Source organism: Novosphingobium sp., from assembly GCF_040398825.1.
In the GTDB taxonomy this organism is placed as follows: Bacteria; Pseudomonadota; Alphaproteobacteria; order Sphingomonadales; family Sphingomonadaceae; genus Novosphingobium.
Map to the genome: position 1 here is coordinate 1 of NZ_JBBATI010000016.1, position 20,082 is coordinate 20,082.

Annotated in this window: 14 protein-coding genes and 1 tRNA gene; 2 read left to right on the top strand and 13 right to left on the bottom strand. The window is 58.7% G+C overall.

The annotated features are described in order from the left end of the window. Positions 1 to 102 precede the first annotated feature (102 nt). The 6 genes from ABWP89_RS09670 to ABWP89_RS09695 all read right to left on the bottom strand — a co-directional run bounded on the left by ABWP89_RS09670 (position 103) and on the right by ABWP89_RS09695 (position 12,148). On the bottom strand, positions 103 to 807 hold the full coding sequence (locus ABWP89_RS09670) for an RES family NAD+ phosphorylase (protein ID WP_353228915.1): 705 nt from the start codon (positions 805 to 807) through the stop codon (positions 103 to 105). Beyond that, a complete protein-coding gene (locus tag ABWP89_RS09675) occupies positions 779 to 1,162 on the bottom strand; it encodes an antitoxin Xre/MbcA/ParS toxin-binding domain-containing protein (protein WP_353228916.1) in 384 nt (127 codons plus the stop codon). The genes ABWP89_RS09670 and ABWP89_RS09675 overlap by 29 nt, the downstream gene beginning before the upstream one ends. A gap of 99 nt (positions 1,163 to 1,261) precedes the next feature. Next, positions 1,262 to 3,259, bottom strand: coding sequence for a DUF262 domain-containing protein (locus ABWP89_RS09680; protein WP_353228918.1), 1,998 nt, complete (start codon positions 3,257 to 3,259; stop codon positions 1,262 to 1,264). Between the two features lie 5 nt (positions 3,260 to 3,264). Continuing rightward, the gene (locus ABWP89_RS09685; RefSeq protein WP_353228920.1) at positions 3,265 to 4,842 is read right to left on the bottom strand and encodes an AAA family ATPase; all 1,578 of its coding nucleotides are present in this window, start codon (positions 4,840 to 4,842) and stop codon (positions 3,265 to 3,267) included. Next, positions 4,842 to 8,882, bottom strand: a complete 4,041-nt coding sequence (locus ABWP89_RS09690; protein ID WP_353228921.1) for an Eco57I restriction-modification methylase domain-containing protein — start codon at positions 8,880 to 8,882, stop codon at positions 4,842 to 4,844. Before ABWP89_RS09690 ends, ABWP89_RS09685 begins: the two co-directional genes overlap by 1 nt. Then, on the bottom strand, positions 8,879 to 12,148 hold the full coding sequence (locus ABWP89_RS09695) for a helicase-related protein (protein WP_353228922.1): 3,270 nt from the start codon (positions 12,146 to 12,148) through the stop codon (positions 8,879 to 8,881). Before ABWP89_RS09695 ends, ABWP89_RS09690 begins: the two co-directional genes overlap by 4 nt. A gap of 544 nt (positions 12,149 to 12,692) precedes the next feature. Here ABWP89_RS09695 and ABWP89_RS09700 point away from each other — a divergent pair. After that, positions 12,693 to 13,001 (top strand): hypothetical protein, encoded by a 309-nt coding sequence (locus ABWP89_RS09700; protein WP_353228924.1) that lies wholly within the window; start codon positions 12,693 to 12,695, stop codon positions 12,999 to 13,001. Beyond that, positions 12,998 to 13,282 carry a helix-turn-helix domain-containing protein gene (locus tag ABWP89_RS09705; protein ID WP_353228925.1) on the top strand — a complete coding sequence of 95 codons (285 nt, stop codon included), beginning with the start codon at positions 12,998 to 13,000 and terminating at the stop codon, positions 13,280 to 13,282. Before ABWP89_RS09700 ends, ABWP89_RS09705 begins: the two co-directional genes overlap by 4 nt. Before the next feature lie 9 nt (positions 13,283 to 13,291). Here the strand turns inward: ABWP89_RS09705 and ABWP89_RS09710 are convergent, their stop codons facing one another. The 7 genes from ABWP89_RS09710 to lgt form a co-directional block, all read right to left on the bottom strand. Next, entirely contained in the window at positions 13,292 to 14,530 is a 1,239-nt protein-coding gene (locus ABWP89_RS09710) for a tyrosine-type recombinase/integrase (protein WP_353228926.1), read from the bottom strand. A 196-nt stretch (positions 14,531 to 14,726) separates the two neighbouring features. Further along, positions 14,727 to 14,800, bottom strand: a tRNA-Gly gene (locus tag ABWP89_RS09715). Positions 14,801 to 14,933: 133 nt separating this feature from the next. Beyond that, entirely contained in the window at positions 14,934 to 15,749 is an 816-nt protein-coding gene (locus ABWP89_RS09720; RefSeq protein WP_353228928.1) for a cytochrome c1, read from the bottom strand. Between the two features lie 31 nt (positions 15,750 to 15,780). Then, on the bottom strand, positions 15,781 to 17,049 hold the full coding sequence (locus tag ABWP89_RS09725) for a cytochrome b (protein ID WP_353228929.1): 1,269 nt from the start codon (positions 17,047 to 17,049) through the stop codon (positions 15,781 to 15,783). A gap of 11 nt (positions 17,050 to 17,060) precedes the next feature. Beyond that, on the bottom strand, positions 17,061 to 17,639 hold the full coding sequence (gene petA / locus ABWP89_RS09730) for a ubiquinol-cytochrome c reductase iron-sulfur subunit (protein WP_353228931.1): 579 nt from the start codon (positions 17,637 to 17,639) through the stop codon (positions 17,061 to 17,063). A gap of 351 nt (positions 17,640 to 17,990) precedes the next feature. Continuing rightward, on the bottom strand, positions 17,991 to 19,034 hold the full coding sequence (locus ABWP89_RS09735; RefSeq protein ID WP_353228932.1) for a class I SAM-dependent methyltransferase: 1,044 nt from the start codon (positions 19,032 to 19,034) through the stop codon (positions 17,991 to 17,993). Positions 19,035 to 19,057: 23 nt separating this feature from the next. After that, positions 19,058 to 19,978, bottom strand: coding sequence for a prolipoprotein diacylglyceryl transferase (lgt, locus tag ABWP89_RS09740; RefSeq protein WP_502915270.1), 921 nt, complete (start codon positions 19,976 to 19,978; stop codon positions 19,058 to 19,060). Positions 19,979 to 20,082: the final 104 nt, after the last annotated feature.

Consider the following 20,082-nt stretch of genomic DNA (forward strand, 5'->3'; position numbering starts at 1 on the left):
TTTGGACGCCGATCACCCCGCTAACCGGGTTCCTTTTGCACGCCGATCCACAAACGGAGGCTGGCAAGGGGTATCGATCGCCAAACACAGTTGGCGGCATGCTCAAAATTCCGGCGTCGTGAACCGCATTGTCTGATCGCTCAGTTCCCTGATGGCGAGCAGTCCGTCGCGGGTCACCAGGAACGCCCAGCTCGAATGCGGCCGCACCGCCGGGCTCAGCGCGGCCGGATCGAGCACCGCGATATTCACGCCACCGTTCAGCCGTGCCGATAGCGCGCGGATCGCGCCGGCGTTCAGCGTTCGGGCGACATCCGCCAAGGCCTGCGTCTGTGCGTAATCGGTAGGGTGCGTCCAGTCTTCGTGCTGAGCAGCCAGCGCACCGCCCAGCAAATCCAGCAACCGGTCTGTCATTACCACAGTCGAAAACGCCGACATAGGCGTCGGCGTGCGCGGCAGGCGAAATCCGGGTGACCGGCTGAACGCCACCATTCGCCAATGTGCAGCCTCAGCCACCGCCGTCTCGATGGCCTCCGACGCATAGAGAATGCCCGGCAATACATGCGCCGCGCGAAACCGCGACGGACGCCCGAGGCCATAACGGAATGGCGATGCCAGCAACCACGGCAGGTGCCGCGCGCTTTCGGGCAGGGCCGGCTTCACCTCGTCGGCCAGCACTTCCAGCAGCGCCTGATCGGCGTTGCTGTCCGCCAGCCGGTTGGTGGAGATCCGGTGCTGCGCCTCGACAATCCGGTAAACCCGCCCGCGATAGGGTCGAAGTTCAGACTCGAGCGCGGAGCGCGTCAACATAATCGCTCGTGCGCAACAGGCCCCGGATGGTCAGCACCAGGTCGATCGGCCGCCCGTCAAGATCGAGATTGCGCGTCGCCAGCCACGACCGGGCGGATTCATCATCCTGCCCCAGCCAGCTATCGAGTGACCGGAACAGCCGCAAAAGGTGTTGCGCTAGCTCAAACGGTTTTGACCCTGGCTCCAGCGCATAGCTACCCGATCGCAACCGCGACGCTGTCGGCCCAGACAGGCCAAGGATCGCGCCTAGCTTTGCATTGGGCAGTTGCCAGATATCGGCGATTCGGCTGACTGCCTCGGTTAGGACCTTTGAAGCTTTAGCGGGGCGATCATGCGGCAGGGCGGTCAGGGTCATGGCATTTTCCTTCGAATTGATCATATCATGCTCCAATCAAAAGAACAATCGTGATCGGTTTTGTTCCAAGGAACGCGGCTCGAAGGCTTATGGGATTGCTCAATCCGGTTTCGCCCAGATGCCAATTGCCAAAGGTAAAAACTTTACGGCCCGATTCCGTATCGCGGCCTCATCCCAAACATGATCGTCACCAAACTGCTGAAAGTAGCAGTTAAGCTGAAGCGCGCTGTTCGCTGCTATCTCCGGACGCTTCTCATGGAAACCTCGGTTGGACAGGTTGGAATTGTAACCAGGCGTCACCAGCGTCAAATTTCCGATGCTGTGGATGAGGTTGCCCCGAACGGTGCGTGATCCCGCGTCATCGATGGGCAGGGGGTAATCTTCAGGCTTCCACTTCTGTGGCATGACATGCTCGACGGAGAGGAGTTCGAGTTCAGGCAGATACTCTTGCTTGTATGTCCGCAAACCCATTTCCAGACCTTCGAGGACGGCCCGGACCTTTCGGGTGCTGCTGCCCTGATAAAGGCGGCCCAGCTCCCATTTGTCGGCAAAGAGTTGGTCATCAGGCCACAATTGGCTGTCGCCCTTCAGAGAGAGCAGGTTTTTGCGCAGCTGATCGGGGCAGGGCTTACCGTTCTGGACCGCCTCTTCGAGGAGATGCATGAACGTCTTGTTGTATGACTTGGTCGTCAGCCCACAGACGAAACGGCGGACGAGGTAGGAATCGATGTCGCGCATAACCTGTCCAAACTCATCTGAATCTGGTGCAAATTGCTCAAGGAAATATAGCAAAAGCGGCGTCGCGGTGGACGTGTCCAGCAGCATCAACCTGCGACAGAACCGTTCGAACTTCCCCTTTTGGCCGGGAGCGACAATTTTCTCGAAATGTGACGACAGGGCTTTGATGCGGCCCATTTCAACCGCGGTTTGCCGGTCAGCGCCGTCCCACCAGTCTTTGAACTCCTCAAAAACGTGCGCAACCTTCAGGGTCGCGACCCGTCGCAGGGTCGTATAGTGGTACATGAACAGATCGATGCGGGCCGATTTCAAGCGGCCCTGTCGTTCTTCTTTGCGCCAGAAGGGTGTCCCCTTTGCTTGCGCGGCCGCATCCGGCTTTTCGTCGAACGGCTTCCAGTACTCATCGTACAGCGCGTCCACATCCTCGCCGGCACGGATCGCACGAAGGAACAGGAAATTTCGGATCAAATCGCTTGGGGTGAGCGGTTCGCCGCGTGCGTTGAGCGTTTCAAAAATGATTTGCGGATCATCTTCATCTTCCAGGCGCAGTTGCATGATCTGGAAGCAGCTCTCGAACGAATCGAGAAGCAGGCGCGCCACGCCCATTTTGAGTGAGGTATCAGCACGCGGCAGTTTGAATTCGTTGCCCTTGCGAACCTGGCGGATCACCTCTTCCGAAATCGTCCGACCTGTATCGCTATCGTCGTCGGTAGCCGGCGCATCAAATCGCAGACCTCGCAGCTGGCAAAGCAGCATTGCATGAAAATAAAGGTACGCCTGAACCATCAGAGGCCGATCGCACCACTCCCATTTCTTTTCGGCATCGACCAGCCACCGCCAAGCCGGATATCTCTCGCTGACAGCATCGATCCCGCCCAGCGAGACGAGCGTTTGCAAAATCTCTCGGCCGGCATTGGTGGGCATGACCTTCTGGGCATCGGCCTTGTTGAGATAGCTGCCCTTGTTGAAGGTCAGATTGCGCAGGTCCTCATCCAGGGCTTCATCGCCAGCCGTTTTGCAAACGTCGCGCAGCGCAAGCAGCAAAATTTGCAGAGTCGTGATGCGCTGCTGGCCGTCGATGACTTCCCGGCTGCTTACCCTCTGGCCATCACCTTCGACCAAAGGGCCAATGACGATGGCTCCGAGGAAATGCTTTCGCAGTTTGCGCAGTTGATCCTGCCCTACCTGCTTGGCGTTGGCACGATATTCCGCCAGCGCCTCCATCTGCTCAATGATATCCTCCCAAAGCAGGGCGATCTGCTTATCAAGAGCCCAGACATAGCCCCGTTGAAAAAGCGGAATAAGATATTGTTCTCGCTTGTCAAACAGCTCGGAAATGGATTTTTTGTCGGGGGTCACGGCTGCTATTTCCTAAATTCAGCGTTCAAATTCTGCACGGCGTCGATTGCAGATTTCACTTCACCTTTCGCGAGAGTAACAGGCGTTGAGTGCGAATAGGGGTTAAGGATTACCCTCTGGCTGGCTCGAGCGGCCTGCAATAAAGGATCGAGCACTACCTTCTTGGCCGCTCGCTTGGCTGCATGCTTAGGCTCGACAAGCCAAGCATCGACCGCGTTAAGTAAATCCTCGGTCTTCAATTCTTTGGGATTGGCCTTAAATGCGACTGGAACGCTGCGCTTCTCACAGAATTTCTTGAGCGATTGTTCAAACGCAATACGTGTATGGACAGCAGCGGCATTGTCATGATTGGCAGCCAGGAATGTATTGGCAATTGTCAGATTGTCGATCACCTGATCCATGTTGTGCGGGCGCTGAACTGGGCGAGTTACACCTGAGGGATCAGTGCCTTCAAAAAGCTCAATGGTCGTCCAAGCTTGAGCACCTTCTTCAGGCAAATGCGCGCGGGCCATTTCAAACCATACCCGATCATGAGTGAGTAGTACGATTTGCCATTCTTCGAATTCAGTCTTGAGAAGATCGAGGACTGGCAACCGATTGGACTGGTCAAGGCCGACAAGGACATCGTCCAGCACCATCAGTTTTGGAGTGTCAAGCTGCAAGGTCTGTGTCATGATTTGTCGTCCGGCGAGATAGAATGCCAGGGCAAGACTAGATAGGCGTGCTTCGTTGAGGAAATGATGTGGCCGACCGATTTCTTCACCACGCTGTTTCAACATGAACCCGATCTTCTGGTTGCGAATTTTTCGAGCGGCGCGCGGACGAGTCCAGTTGCAACCAAGGTGCGAGAACTCAAAGTCCACGATCTCGAGATCATCGCACTTGAGCAGCTTCAAAAACTTGTTGGTAGCGTCTTTAAGCGCGGGCAGAGTCAGGTCGATTGCCGCATTGATCGCCGCCATCATGGCATCAATCAAATCCCGTCGGGAGGCCGTGTGCCGCGCATCGAAGAAGGACTTAGTACGACGCCAAATTCGCGCCAACTCCCTTGGCGTTCCATTGTAGGGGACCGGCATGTCGCGCAACAGGACCGAAATGAACGCAGGGAAAAGATTGATGTCCTGGCCGATGAACTTGTAGTTTACATCGAGCAACGCTCGATAATCAAGCATAGCCTTCCGATAGGCGCCTTCGATCACGACCGGTGCGACGCCTACAATGTCGACGGGGTGCCCCTTGTCGCTCCAAGCTATCGGATCGCCTCCAGCGAAGGTCACTGTGACCGACGTTAGCTCTGAGCCGTCGGGCGAGAAAATGTTCGCCTGTGACTCCAGCAACTTCTTGCGACTGACGATAGTGGCTGGATCAATCGAAAAAAACTCGTCCAGTGCGTGAAATATCGATGATTTTCCTGCACCGTTTTCGCCGTAAACCAGCAAATTCTTGCCGTTAAGATCGATTTCGGGATTGCCCGTTCCAGGGAAGGCACGAAAATTCTGGATCGATATCCGATCGATACGTGGGCGGACTCCCGGGGTATGGGAAACGAATACTTTTCCAGCCCCGGATAAAACTTTCGCCACTAAGCTTTTCCCTCAATAATCCGCACCACATCCAACGTTTGCAGGTCGGACAACATCACGCGCAGCGGCTGCCCTGGTGCGAGGTTTTCCTGCGCGAAGTCGGCGGCGGCGCTGGCAAGTTTGTCGCCTTCGAGGCCCGAGAGCCATTGAAGGCCCACTTCACAGGCAAAATTAAGCGGATAGAGCCCACGCGCATGAAGGTTGTCGGGGAAATAGAGTTCGTAAATTAAGCTGTTCAATAACTGCTCAAACGCGGGATTCGAGTAGTTAGCCGTCAGTATATCAACGAGTACTCCAATTACTTCGGTGCAGTCGCTACCTGGGCTTTTTGGAATAGGGAATTCACTAATATACATAGGCTTGAATTCGAAGAAGCCACCTGCACGTCCTGCATAAAGCGCCTGGCTAACCCACCATGAAACCGAAGAATTCAGGCACGCGAGAATATAGCGCCATTCGTCAGAAACGATGATACTGGTTTTGTCGTTACTAAAATATCCCTCTTTGTCGGAGGCGTAGGCCACCGATTTTTCGATAGCTGGAACGATAATCTTCGGCTCCTTAAACGACTCCCAATAAGCTACGTTGTCTTGGATTTCATACCAAGCGTAAGGTCCAGGTTTGCGGCCCGGCCATTCCTTTTGCGTATCGGTCGGTTTCCAATCAGCAGGTTTTGGCTCCAGAGCTTCGCGAAAATGTTCAAGGTGCTGTTTGATCGCAGGGTAACGCTCAATATCCGTGCCCTTGCGAGTGAAGATGAGCCACAGGTCTTGCGGCTTTGCCCGCCAGCGCTTGACATCTCGGCCGCGAAGGTAAGGCTTAATGATTTCCGCTGATTTGGGGTCTTTGGCGATCAGGCTTGCCCGTGTCGCGCCATCAATAACGAATGCGTCGTTGTATCCCGTCAGGATGCCACGATAGAGCCGCTTTCCAACAAAGTCTCCAAGCGGCACGCCTGCTGCACGGATGCGCGCAAGCAGGTCGCGTTTTACCGTTGGCTCAAGCTGCCAGCCGTCCTTTTCCAGGGCGGCTTGCGGCATAGTAAAGCCAGCGGTGTAGAGATACGTCCAAAAGTTCTCCTTGTCTGTAACGTCACCTAGCCCTTGCCAATTCAGTGCGCGGAATCGGTCATCGGGCAACGGCCCTGTGCCTTCACGGCGTTGGGCTGTGATAATCGTCGGGTAGGCGATTGCTTCAAACACATCGGCATCACCGAAATCGATGATGCTGAGCAGCTTGGAGTTGCGTGTCATCCATACGCGCAAATTTTCGCCATATTTGGCGCGATACCATTTGTTTGAGGTAATGTAGCTGAAGGCGCCGCCCGGCTTGAGCAACCGCATGCCACGTTCGATGAAATAGACAAGATAGTCCGCCGTTCCGGCATAGCTTCCGAGAGGAATGCCTTTGGCGTCCTTTACCCCGTAGATTTTTTCGAGCTCAGGCTTCTGTTCCTTGAACTTTTCATGTCGCACGTAAGGCGGGTTGCCGATCACTATATCGAACCCGTCGTGCATCTGGAACATCCACAGCGGATCGAAGAAAGGCGCTGTGGCATTCTGATCGAACGGGTTCCAGGCGGCGGCCTTCAGCGCATCCTCATGCTTGAGCGAATGTTCGTGCTCCAGGATTTCGGAAAGTACGTCACGGTAGGTCTGGATCAGGTCGCGATATTTGCGCTTCGTCTTCATTGTCCGCGCGCCGAAATGGCGCTGGGTGGCATCCTCGGTCAGTCGCTCGAGATCACGGATGCGCGGGTTTGCGAACAGGTCATCCTGTTTCGGCCGTTCAAGCGGAATTAGGCTGTTGGCGGCAACCAGCTTGGTTTCAAGGTTGGGCAGCGGCTTGATGCCCAGATTTGGGCGGTCTGGGTGTGGCTTCTGTTCGACAGCCAGGCTGATGAAAAAGCGCAATTTTGCGATCAGAATTGCGATTGGCTGAATGTCTGAGCCATAAAGGCATTTTTCGATCAGGTGCAGTTTGCGGACATAATCGGCCAGATCGTCGTCGGCGAATTCTTCGTCAAACGCGGCAAGCGCAGATTCAGCCTCTTCCAGCTCTGTTTCGCGCCTCGTCACGTCATAATTTCGCGCGTTGGCCAATCGGCTCTCAAGCGGGGCGCGCAGTGTCGCTTTCCATTGAGCGTTGTCCGGATCAAGGCGACGCAGCACTTCCATCAGGGCCTGCAACATACCCATGGGAAAGGCACCAGACCCACACGCAGGATCGAGGACTTTCAAATCCTCGATGGCGGCAATCAGCGTGGCGGATTCCTTCTTCGAGAAAGCGGGTACAGGCAGGGTCGGATCAAGCAAGGCGGCAACGCGCTCGGCAAATTCCGATTGAGTCGTATCGATTTTGTCACGGGGCTTGCCTGGCTCCATTGCCAGTTCGCCTGGGGCGGGCCCAAGGTCGAAGGATTCTGCATTGGGCCTGATGCCGCCAGTGTCCCCAGGCCGCTCCGCCATCAGCGCACGGGTGAACTGATGCGCCAGCGTTTCGCGCACCATGTAATCGACAACATAGCGGGGGGTGTAGAATGCGCCCGACTTTTTGCGCGCGGTGGTGCTGGTTTCCTCGTTGTATGACGCCAGCAGGTTTTCAAAAACCTTGCCAAGCAGTTCCGGGTCAAGAGCGACTTCTTCCTCTACCGAGGTGTTTTCTTCGACCGTAAAAACGTAATCATCGAACAGGGTGAACAGTCCGCGCGCACGATATTCCTTGCCCCTGGTTTCATAGATGGCGTTGAGATCGACCTTGATTTCATCGCCAAAAAACACCCGGTTGGGGATGTGGAGTGGATTCTTCGGGTGATCCGAAAAGCCATCAACGCGGATGCGCTTGCCGTCCAGCGACAGCTTTGCAAGGTCCGGATCGCGCTTCAATTCCTTTGGCGTGACTTCACGGTCAAGGCATTCGAATAGGCCACCGTTGAGGAAAGGCACAGTTCGGAACAGCGCCAGTGCCGCATCAGGATCGGCGAACAAGTCCTGATAGCGATACAGACTGTGCACCATGAAGTGCCCGTCCTGGCCCCCGCCGGCGCTTTTTGAGCGCCATTTGCGGCCCCCTTCTTTACCGGGTTCTGGCATTTCGGTGTTGAGTGTGGCGAAAAACAGGTTCTGCAGAACGGCGCGATAGTAGTTGCCATCGTCCGGCGAGGTTGCCGGATCAACTTTGAGCAGCGGGCGCACGTCTTCGAGCCGGAACAAGCTCGGCGGGATCAGGCCTCGCTCTTTGATGAACCAGCAGAAGATGACGCGCGTGAGTAGCCGGATCAGTGGCACTTCAGTCTTGTCGCCCGCACCTTCGGGGAATGTCACGCTGTCGCGCGCCCAAAAGAACCAATGACTGAGCTCTTTGTAGAAGGCTTCGTTGAGCGTCTTGGTCGAAAGCGCAGCGCGCCAACCGGCATATAAATCATCGAAATTGGAAGGGCGCGGGCGCATTGCACGCCAATCGAGCTTGGCCAGGATGCTCAGATGACCACGGTGGGGACGCTTGGTCGATACACCCAGAATGATCGAAATTCGCCCGGTCTGCACATCGCGGCTTGCATCGCGGCGGTTGGGGCGGCGTTCGCTGGCCGCCAATGAGAACAGATTGCCATGCCTGAACAGGATGATGACCGGCATGGCGAACATGGCGTTCACTGCGCGAGTGATGCCGGCGAGCGCGCCGCGCTTCCAATCCTCTCCCTCAAGCGCGATTGCCAGGAAGACAAAGCTGTCAACGATGCTGCGGCCATAGCGTTCTCGAAGGTCAAACCCTGCCTGTGAATGGCCAAGCATCGGGATTTCGTCATTGGTAAGCTGGAACAGGAATTGAACTTCCTGCCATTTATCGAAGCAGGCCGGTTTAGTTGAAAGCTGCCCCTCGTGATCGATTTCGCGCGCGAAAGTGGCGGGACTGCCATCGAGCACGATAGTTTTGGCACTGCGATAGCCCAAGGCATCAAGCAGGCCGAGGCCAGCTTCCTGCAACGGCATGTCACCAAACGCGCGTACAGCACTATCGATCGCCGAGCGTTGCGCGTTCATGCTCTCGCCTCTGCGGGTTTAATGATCAGCCAGGTGATCAGTTCGAAATCCCCCTCACTACGTGGTTGCGCCTTGGCATCGGCCAGTTTGCCGCCCTTGTTGGCAGCGAGTGCGCTGAGCGCCCGGCCTGCGTAGTTTGATTTGATGGCTTCGACGGCTGCCCGTGCGAGTGCATCGTAGCCTGACATGTCCTGGCCCTTGTCAGTCTCGCGGTCAAAGGCATCGCACAAGTGGACGAGGGGTTCGGTGCGGCCGAGGCACAAGGCGCGCATGGCATCGAGGATCGTCTTTGGCGCGGCGAAACCGTGGCGGATTGACCCATTTGCGCGGACATAGACCAGGAAGAAGGGATCGAGGCCACCAATCGGTTTCTGGCCTTCGGGCAGCTTGTCCCCTTTGCGCTTCAGGCAAAAGATCACGCCGGGGTCGAAAGTGGCGCCTTCACCATCGGTGGGGGCTATTGCGCTGATGCCGATGGGAGCATCTTCCAGCGCGCCTTCGTTATGCCGGGAAAAATGCAGCAGATCGGCGCGGAAATCTTCGAGTGAGAACTCGGCGAGGGTGACGCCTTCGGGTTCATCCTCCAAATCGAACACTTCATCTTTCAGACGCAGCAACTGCTTGTCGCGCCATTTGAGATCGGCTTCCGCGGCGTCCTTCACGTCGGCCAGGATGTTGTCTTCGCCGGTCGCGGAAAGATCGACCAGCGCCATGCGCGCTTCGACCCGGCCTTTCAGATTGATGTAGTGATTGAGATCGGGCGTTGGCCAGAAATTGATCATCTTGATCGCGTTATGCAGGCTACCGATGCGGTCGATCCGGCCGAAGCGCTGGATCAGGCGCACCGGGTTCCAGTGAATGTCGAAATTGACCAGCAGATCGGCATCCTGAAGGTTTTGGCCTTCGGAGATGCAGTCGGTGGCAATCAGCAAGTCGATTTCCGCGTCTTGAGGCAAGCCCTTCATGGCGGCGCGTTTCTTTGCCCGGGGTGCGAAGTTGGTGAGGATGTCCTGGTAGCGCGCCTTGCCCAACGTTGCCTTGGTTTCGCCGCCGCCTGTCACCAGCCCGGCCTTGACGTGCTGGGCGTCGGCGAAGGGAACCAGCTCATTGTAGAGGTATTGCGCCGTGTCCGAGAAGGCGGTGAAGACGATAACCTTGCGAATGGGCTCGCCTGCCCGGTTGATGGTCGGTGAGCGGAATTTATCGAGCAGGATCTTTTTGAGCTCGGCAAGCTTTGCGTCGCGATCGGGCGTCACGCCGAAGGCGGCGTTTCGCAATTGCTCCAGCAAGGATCGGTCGGACCGAAGCGCCTCTGCCCAGCCATCAAGATCCATATGGGCCAGGTTGTATTTGAGCGCGCCGCCGACTTCGAAGGCCTCTTCAAGCTCTTCATCGCCTTCGACATCGTCGGGGATCTCGAGATCGGTGAGCGTTTTGGATTGGCCGGACTTGAAAGCCTCAATGTCAGCCAAGCGCCGATCGATCCGATCGCACAGGCGCGCCATCGACGTCCCGAAGGAATTGACCGAACTTTCCAGCCGCTTCAGCAAACCCGTCTTGATGATCCCGATCAGGAACCGTTCGCGGTTGCCCTGGTCGAAGTTGCCGCCCGGGTCATAGCGGTGCTTATGCTCAGCATGCACGAAGCTGAGCGGATTATAGAGCGCCATGCGCAAGGCGCTGATTTCGTCATGCACATGGGCAAAGGCCGGAAATTCGCCGTCCGTGTCGATTTGGGCGAAGACCGACACCGGGCGCTCGCGTGCCGGGAAATGGCCGATCGTTTCCATCGCCGAGGCGTAATGCCGCTCTACGTGCCGGCGCGACCGCGCAATGGTCACCCCGTCGAGCAGGCTAAACAATGCCGGAGGCAGTCGGCCGATCAGCGCGTCGCGGTCTTTGCCGCCATTCTTGGCCCACTCTTTGAATTTACGACGGGCATCGCCGATCATGCCGCCAAAGTTGGTGATGCCAAGGTCCAGAAATGCATCGGGCTTGCTGGCCAGCACCAGGTCAAGCTGGCTTTTCAAATCTGACAGGTCATTGTTCACCGGGGTTGCCGACAGCATCAGAACTTTGGTCTTGATGCCAGAACCGATCACGTCCTGGATCAGCTTTTCGTAGCGGCTGGGCCGGTAATCCAAATCTCCGCCATTCGATTTGCCACGCGAAGCCGTGCGGAAATTATGCGATTCATCGATGACAACGAGATCGTAATTGCCCCAATTGATCGAGCCGAGATTCATGTCTCCGACTTTGCCGGACGTGCGCGTCAGATCGGTGTGTGAAAGCACGGTGTAGGCAAATCGATCCGCCAGCAGGGGATTGGTTTCGCTGTTGTTCTGGACCAGAAATTCGGTCCAGTTGTCGCGCAATTTTTTCGGGCACAGGACCAGCACGCGTTGGTTGCGCAGTTCGAACCATTTGATGACCGCGAGCGCGACGAACGTTTTGCCGAGGCCGACGCTATCAGCCAGAATGCACCCGCCATACCGGTCCAGCTTGGCACGGACCGCGCCGACGCCGTCACGCTGAAACTCGAACAGCATTTGCCAGATGGCGGTTTCAGTGAAGCGGGCATCATTGAGCCGCTCTTCTTCAATCGTCTGATCGGCGAGGTATTGGCTGAACAGGTGGTAGAGGGTTTTGAAATAGACAAATTCGGGCGCGTTGTGGCGATAGAGGCGCTCAAGGCGCTCAAGCACTTCGTCTTTCACGTCTTCGGTCAAAGTCTCGTCGGCCCAGAGCTCATTGAACCAGGCGAGCAGATCGTCGCGATCGCGATCAGAATCGACGATCAGGTTGAGTTCGATGTTGGGCTCGTCGGTCAGGCCAAGGCCCTTGATCGTGAAATTAGAGCTGCCAACAAGCGCATGATCGCGCTTGCCGTCGTGGATATGGTAAAGCTTGCCATGCATCAGCCCAGCCCGTTTGATGGACCGGATTTCTGCTTTTTCCCTGATCCACTGCGCGCATTGGGTTGCCGAGCCGGATTTGCGTAGTCCGTCGCTGAGGGTCAGACCATCTTCGTCCAGCGAGAAGGCGGGCGGGTTCAGATTTTCGGCTTCAACGCTTTCGAGAAACCTTGGCTCTCCAAACAGGAACCTGAGCTTGCCAATTTCGTCCAATGTCTCAGCCAGGCGCGTATAGGCGAAGCTGGTGAAATAAGCCGAAACCACGGAGAGATCACTTCCCGCGCGCACCTTATCCTTGAGGAAGCTGGCAGCCGTGCCGCGACTGCGATTGTCTCGAATTCCGGATTTCATAGTCGATTTTGGCGCCGCCCCTGCGCGCAGATCATCCTGCTCGTATTGCTGGTCTATCGCTTGCCGCGCAGGAACGGAACCTGATTTCTCATAGCTAATAAGCGCTTGTCGCAGCGTGTTTTGCCGGGACGCATTGCCAGTGCGATTCGCGCCGTTGGGTCTAGGAACGCATCCAGTTTTCATCCTCAAACGGCCGGGAGGCCAATGGCCAATCCCGCCGGAATCAGAGCCAAGGCTACATTGGCAAGTCAGGCAGGAAGGAGGGAGCCAACGCCCGCAGGAAGGTACAATGTAGGGCACACCGTACGCAATACATTGCAGCGGTTTAAAGGTCTGGAATTACGGTGGAAAATGGCGATAGATGGCCGTCGTGCATTACCCAAGCAGAGTGATTTGCTCACAGTTGGTACAAATCGAATTGATTTGGTCTGCCTGAAAGGCGCGGAAATCCTTACGCGCAATGTTCTTGACATGTTCCGTTTGCCGATTTAACTCGAATGCACTTTCGCAGTGCGACCAGGCTTCTTTTATTGAGGAGTCGGTCATGAAATCCAATGTACCATTGCAAGCCTATGTGCCCGGCAACATCGCCGCCTGGGTCGAAGGGCAGGCGCGCAAGGCGGCTGTCAGCCGCAGCCAATGGCTCGGCACTGTCCTTGCCGATCTTTATGAAGGCCGTGTGCGTGATGAGGCCCTGCGCAAAGGGCAGGCACAACTGCATCGCCAGTTGGTGTTCGTCACTTGCGCGCTCGAGGCCATCCTCGCTTCCCACCCGGACCCCGCTTTGCGTGAGCGGGTGCACGAGGCCTTCCGTCGCAAGGTGGCTGCCCTGGACATGGAGGCGGGCCAATGATCCGCCGGACCACCAACCCTGCAGTTCCTGGCGGTGAGCAATTGGGTCTGCCGTTTGCGCCACCTGTAAAGCCGACCGCTCTGTCGCCGCTGCTTGCGCTTGATCCGTTGACGGTACGTATTTCCGAAGCGGTTCGGCTGACCGGCTTGTGCCGATCGAAGATCTACGAGTTGATTGCTTCGGGCGACATCGAGACGGTCAAGGTCGGGCGCTGCACCCTGATACCGATGACGAGCTTGCGCGCGCTTGTCGGGCTGGCGGGGGCAGGCCGATCGCGGTGAGGCTGGCCGTCAGGCCGCCGCGGCCAACCTGCGACGCATCGACTTGTTGTTTACGGTGTCGCGCAGTTTATCGAGGTAGTCGGACCACCACTGTGCCATCTGCACGCGTTCCTTCCAGTGCGTGCCGCGATGATAGGCGGCACGCACTTTGTCCTTGTCACCGTGGGCAAGTGCGCGCTCGATGGCATCGGACGACCACCTGCCCGATTCGTTGAGCAGCGTGCTGGCCATCGCCCGAAAGCCGTGGCCGGTCATTTCGTGCGTCGTGTAGCCAAGGCGGCGCAGGCCGCCATTCAGGGTGTTCTCGCTCATCGGTCGGGCGCGTGAGCGGACCGAAGGAAAGACAAAACCATTGGGGCCGGTGACGCAGCGCAGGTCCTTCAGCAGCTCGACCACTTGCTTTGACAGCGGAACATGATGCGGTTTGCGCATTTTCATCTTTTCGGCCGGGATCGTCCAGACGCACTCATCCAGATCGATTTCGCTCCACAGGGCGTGGCGCAATTCACCGGGTCGGACGAAGACATGCGCTGACAGCAGCAGGGCCTGCTTGGTGATGCCAAAGCCGTCGTAGGCATCGATGGCGCGCAAGAGTTCGCCGACCTTCTCCGGGTCAGTGATCGCGCCATAGTGTGTGACTTTGGGCGTCAACAATGCACCGCGCAGATCGCGGGTGGGATCGGACGGAATGCGCGCCGTGGCCACCGCATAGCGGAACACGGCCCCTGCCAGTTGCAAAGTTCGCCGGGCACTTTCCAGATTGCCCTTTCGTTCGATCCGGCGGACTGCCTCCAGCACGTCGATCGGCGCAATGTCGGTAATCGGCAGCTTGCCGATGGAACCGTCGAGCTGGCACAGCAGGTATTCGCAGCGCGAGGCCGTTGCAGGGGCCCAGGCGTTGGCGCCATCGCGCTTGCGCTTTGAGCAGTATTCTTCGGCGACGAGCGTGAACGTGCAGCCTGCTACGACTTCGGCGTGCTGGCGTGCCTTCGCCTTCTCACGCGATGGATCAAGACCTGAATGGAGTTGCTCGCGCGCTGCATCCCGACGGCGTCGCGCTTCGCTCAGGTTGATTTCGGGGTAGGGCCCGATTGACAGCTTCTTCTCTTTTCCAAGGTGGCGGTATTTGTGCCGCCAGAGTTTGCTGCCGTTTGGCTGGACCTGAAGATAGAGGCCCGCGCTATCGCTCAGTTTGTAGGGCTTGGGCCTAGGTTTGGCATTGCGGACCGCTGCATCGGAAAGTGGCATCGTGGCATCCCTCGACTCAGGGGCCCCCAGCGGGTGGGGGCCTCATATTGGCGCCAGGGGCTCTGTCTCTGCCAAGGCCCCCAAATGGCTTGGATGCAGGCAGAAAACGACGGCCCTCAGCGACCGGATGAGGGCCAAAATACCGCGGATTTCCGTGGGTTTCAACGATGTCAGTGGATGCCGGTGGACGGTAACGTGGAGCGGGTAGCGGGAATCGAACCCGCCTAGCTAGCTTGGAAGGCTAGTGCATTACCACTATGCTATACCCGCCCGTGTCGTGCGGCACGCCTTGCCATGCTTACCCGGTGGTCGTCAATGTTTGCGACTGCGACGAAAAAGGCCACCGTTTCCGGTGGCCTTTGTTCGTTGTTATCGCTTGGGCAAACAGGCCCGATCGGGGTGATCAGTGCAGATCGGCCCAGATGTTGCGCTTTGCCAGATAGGCCAGGCCAGTGGCGATCAGCAGAAAGCCGAGCACGGCCCAGCCGGTCTGCTTGCGCTTGTCCAGCTTGGGTTCGGCGGTCCAGGTCAGGAACGCGGCGACGTCCTTGGCCATCTGCGGCACGGTTGCCTTGGTGCCGTCGCTGTAGGTCACCTGGCCGTCGCTGACCAGCGGGGCGGGCATCGCGATGTTGAGGTTGGAGAAATAGGGGTTGTAATACAGCCCGTCCGGGGTCGCCGAATCCGGGTATTTCTTCAGCAGCGCGGCCGGTTGATCGGTGTAACCGGTCAGCAGCGAAAAGACGTACTGTGGCCCTTCGTGACGCGCCTTGGTGATCAGCGACAGGTCTGGCGGGTTGCCGCTGCCGGCGTAATAGACCGCCGGAATGTGGTCGGCCGGGGTGTTGGGGCGTTCGCCCGCATCGCCGGTCTTGGCGTCAAAGGTCTTGGCCTTGGTCGCCCACTGCTTGGCAATCGCCTTCACCTCGGCCTGGTTATAGCCCAGGTCGGTCAGGTTGCGGAACGCGATCTGTTTCAGCGCGTGGCAGTTGTTGCACACTTCCTTGTAAACCTGAAACCCGCGCTGCAGCTCGCGTTTGTCAAACGTGCCGAATGGCCCGTCAAAGCTGTAGCTGACCTCTTTGGGCGCAAGGTGAAATTCCTTGATCGCGGTCGAAGGTTCGGGTTCGCGGATCAACTGGACTGCGCCGACCCCAAAGGACCAGATCAGTGCAGCGGCGAAAAACAGGCCGATTAACGGGCCAAAGATACGGACCATGAACGTGTCTCGCTTTTTCGTGTCTGACCGCTCAGGCAGTCGCGGCGGTGTCGGTGCCCAGCACGGATTGCGTGATCGAGAACGGAAGAGGTTCCGGCTTTTCGATCGACGCCACAACCGGCAGGATGACCAGGAAGTGCAGGAAATAGTACGCCGATGCGATCTGCGAGATCAGCACGTACTTGGTTTCCGCCGGCGAACCACCACAATATCCCAGCACCAGCACGTCGATGACGAGGATGTAAAAGAATTTGCGGAACAGCGGACGGTAGTGGCCCGAACGCACCGGTGAGGTATCCAGCCAGGGCAGGAAGAACCACACCAGGATGGCCGAGAACATTGCCAGCACACCCATCAGTTTGGCCGGGATGAACAGGAAATCGGCGGTGAAGGCGCGCAGGATGGCGTAGAACGGCCAGAAATACCATTCAGGCACAATGTGCGCCGGCGTCGACATCGGGTTGGCCGGGATGTAATTGTCCGGGTGGCCCAGCATGTTGGGGCCAAAGAACACGAATGCGGCATAAATCAGCAGGAACACGCCAAGACCGAAACCGTCTTTTGCCGTGTAATACGGGTGGAACGGCACAGTGTCGGATTCTTCCTTCACATCGATGCCGGTGGGGTTTGACGAACCCGGAATATGCAGCGCCCAGATGTGCAGGATGATCACCCCGGCAATCACGAACGGCAGCAGGAAGTGCAGCGAAAAGAAGCGGTTGAGCGCGGCATTGTCGGGCGAAAAGCCGCCGATCAGCCACTGTTGCAGCGGTTCGCCGACCAGCGGGATGGCCGAAAACAGCCCGGTGATGACCTTGGCGCCCCAAAAGCTCATCTGACCCCAGGGCAGCACATAGCCCATGAACGCGGTCGCCATCATCAGCAGAAAGATGGTGACGCCCAGCAGCCAGATCATTTCGCGCGGCGCTTTGTACGATGAATAGAAAAAGCCGCGGAAAATGTGGATATAGACCACCACAAAGAACGCCGATGCGCCGTTGGCATGGCCATAGCGCATCATCCAGCCCCAGTTCACATCGCGCATGATGTGTTCGACACTGTCAAACGCCACGCCGGTGTTGGCGGCATAGTGCATCGCCAGGATCACCCCGGTGGCGATCTGCAACACCAGACAGAACCCGGCGAGCACGCCGAAGTTCCAGAAATAGTTGAGGTTGCGCGGTACCGGAAAACCGCCGCCGACCGCGTTGTAGACAAACCGCGGCAGCGGCAGGCGATCGTCGAGCCACACCATCAACGGGTGGCTTGGCTTGTAATGTTTTGCCCAGGGAAAACTCATGGCCAGGTTCCTCAGCCGATCTTCACGACAGTGTCGGACGAAAATTCATAGGTCGGCACTTCAAGATTCTTGGGTGCCGGACCTTTGCGGATGCGCGCGGCGGTATCATAGACCGATCCGTGGCAGGGGCAGAAATAGCCGCCAAATTCGCCCCTGACCTCACCCGTGCCGGCGCCCAGCGGCACGCAGCCAAGATGGGTGCAGACGCCCATGGTGATCAGCCAGTTGGCTTTGCCCGCCTTGGTGCGCTGTGCCAGCGTTTGCGGGTCACGCAGCGATGCCACGGGCACCGCTTCGGCCTCTGCCACCTCTTTGGGGGTGAGGTTGCGCACGAACACCGGCTGTTTGCGCCACATCGCCTTGATCGCCTGGCCGGGTGCGATGGCCGCAATATCAACCTCGGTCGAGCTTTCGGCGAGCACGTCGGCCGATGCGCTCATCTGCGTAATCAGCGGAACGAGCGCGGCAATGCCGCCGACGCCGGCAAAGCTGACTGCGGCAATATTGATGAAATCGCGTCGCCTGACGCCCGAATCAGATGTGTCCGTCGGGCCGGTCATCGCCCCTTCAGCCTTAAGCAGGTCAGCCATTGAAAGTCCTTGCCTGATGCCGCGTGCAGCGGCGCGCGCGGTCGCCTATTCTAAACCCAGTCCATCGTAACCAAGTGCTCGTCCACTCTGGCGATTTGCCGCAATGCGGTAAAATGTGCCAGTACCGGCGGGGTTACGGACGGGCCGAGACCAGCCGACACCCGCAGAGCGACCCCGAAATTAGCGGCCTGATAGACACAATTGTGTCAGTTTGCCAACTGCCAATTTGTTCATGTTGCAGCGCCAGGCCGATTCCTGTGCAACCCTTTCGTGCACCGCGGCAATCGTTGGCATTGCGCGATCGTGGCCGGATTGCGGGCGTCCCCCACCCAGCCAGCCGGCCACGGGCGGTCACGGCGCAAACCCTGCACCATCGGGCCAGTCCGGCGCGGCCAGGCCCATGACCTTGAACAGGTTGCCCATGGCCTCTGGCGCGGCCAGCCGGTGCGCCATTGCCACGATTGCATCTGTCCGGTCGGGTGCGGCACGGCACAGCGCTGCCGCCCGCGCGGCCAATCCCAGCGCGTTCAGAAACGATCCTTGCGTGGTGGTCCCGGTCCAGCGCGCGCCGGCCGCCTGCACCAGCGCGGGCAAACCTGAAAAATCGACATGCGCGGTCAGATCGGCCTCACCCGGGTGCGCAAACGGATCGACCATCGCGTGCGCGCGCAGCGCCTGCAGCGTGCTGCCGGTGGCCGGTTCGGTCCGGCCATAATCGATGATCAGCGCCGCGCCGCCCTGCGTGCACAGCCGGCGGCCGATTTCCCCCACCACCGCGGCGGCGGCGGGGCAGGTTTCGATGATCGCGCCTTCGCCGGCCTGCACCATGTTTGCGGGAATGGCGGCATCCATCGGTTGCGACCCCGCAACCGGCACCAGCCGGCCACTCTCCAGTCCGACCATGCGTTCGCGCCAGCCCGCATCGGTACGCACCAGTTGCCGCACCGGCAGCGCATCCAGAAATTCGTTGGCCACGATCAGCAGCGGCGCATCGTCGGGTACGGTCGACAGATCGTTGTGCCAGGTGGCATCGGCGATCAGGCCACGTTGCGCGGTGCTTAACGTGCGGCTGGCCTCCACCAGGTGAACCGTCGGCGCAAATCCGAAACGTTGCGCCGCCGCCAGCGCGTCGCGCGCCAGTGTGCCGCGCCCGGGGCCCAGTTCGACATAATGGACCGGGCCGGGCCGCCCGGCGCGGTCCCACACATCGGTCAGCCACAGGCCGATCAGTTCGCCAAACATCTGGCTGACCTCGGGCGCGGTGATGAAATCGCCGCCACTGCCCAGCGGGTCACGGCTGTCGTAATAGCGCGCGTTGGATTCGGCCATGAATTGCGCCACGCTGATCGGGCCGGTGGCCGCAATCAACCGCACAAACCGGTCGTGCAGGGTCATCTCGCCGCCCGTTTTCGAAACCGTCAGGCCGGCAGCGATTGGACCGTGACCGCCAGCGGCGGACGGCGCAATGCGCGGACGATCAGCCCCAGCCCGATGGCAATCATCGGGATGGTCAGCCATTGGCCCATCGACAGCCCGGTGGCATGCGCAAAATCCTGCAATTGCGCATCGGGTTGACGGAAAAATTCGACCGTAAAGCGTGCCATGCCATACCCCGCCGCAAAGGTGCCGACCAGCAATCCCTGGCGCCAGCGTGCGCGCGTGGTCCAGAACAGCGTGATCAGCACGGTGCCCAGCACCAGCCCTTCCAGCCCGGCCTCGTACAACTGGCTGGGATGGCGCGCGACCGGGCCGGCGCCCGGGAACACCATCGCCCAGGGCAGTGCCGAATCGGCCGCGCGGCCCCACAATTCACCATTCACGAAATTGGCGCAGCGACCCAGAAACAGCCCGACCGGCACGCAGGGCGCCACGTAATCGCACACCCGCAGAAAATCGAGCCGCCCGCGCCACGACACCCACGCCATCGCCAGCGTGGTGCCGATCAGCCCGCCGTGAAAGCTCATGCCGCCCTGCCACAGCTTGATCAGGTCCTGCGGATGGGTGATCAGTTCGGGTGCATAAAACAGCGCATAGCCCAGCCGGCCGCCGATGATCACACCCAGCGTGGCGTAGAAAAACAGGTCTTCGGCATGGCGCTGCGCCATTGGTGCACCGGGCCCGCGCAGTTCGCGCGTCAGGTGCCAATAGGCAAAGATGATCCCCACCAGATAGGCCAGCGAGTACCATTTCAGCGTGAAAAAGCCCAGATCGAGCGCAATCGGTGACAACCCCAGATTTTCGAACCGCAGCGGTGCATGCCCCCCGGCCAAGGATGCCGCAGCGTCAGCCACCGCCGGCAGCGCGCCGGCGACCATATTCAGCGCCAGCGGGGCGTTCATGCGGCGTTGACCGATAGTGACAGCACGCTGGGAACTCCTTAGATGTTTCGAATCAGCGGCTTTGCCACCGTTGACGACGCACGTTTGCTGGCGGCCTTCTGGCA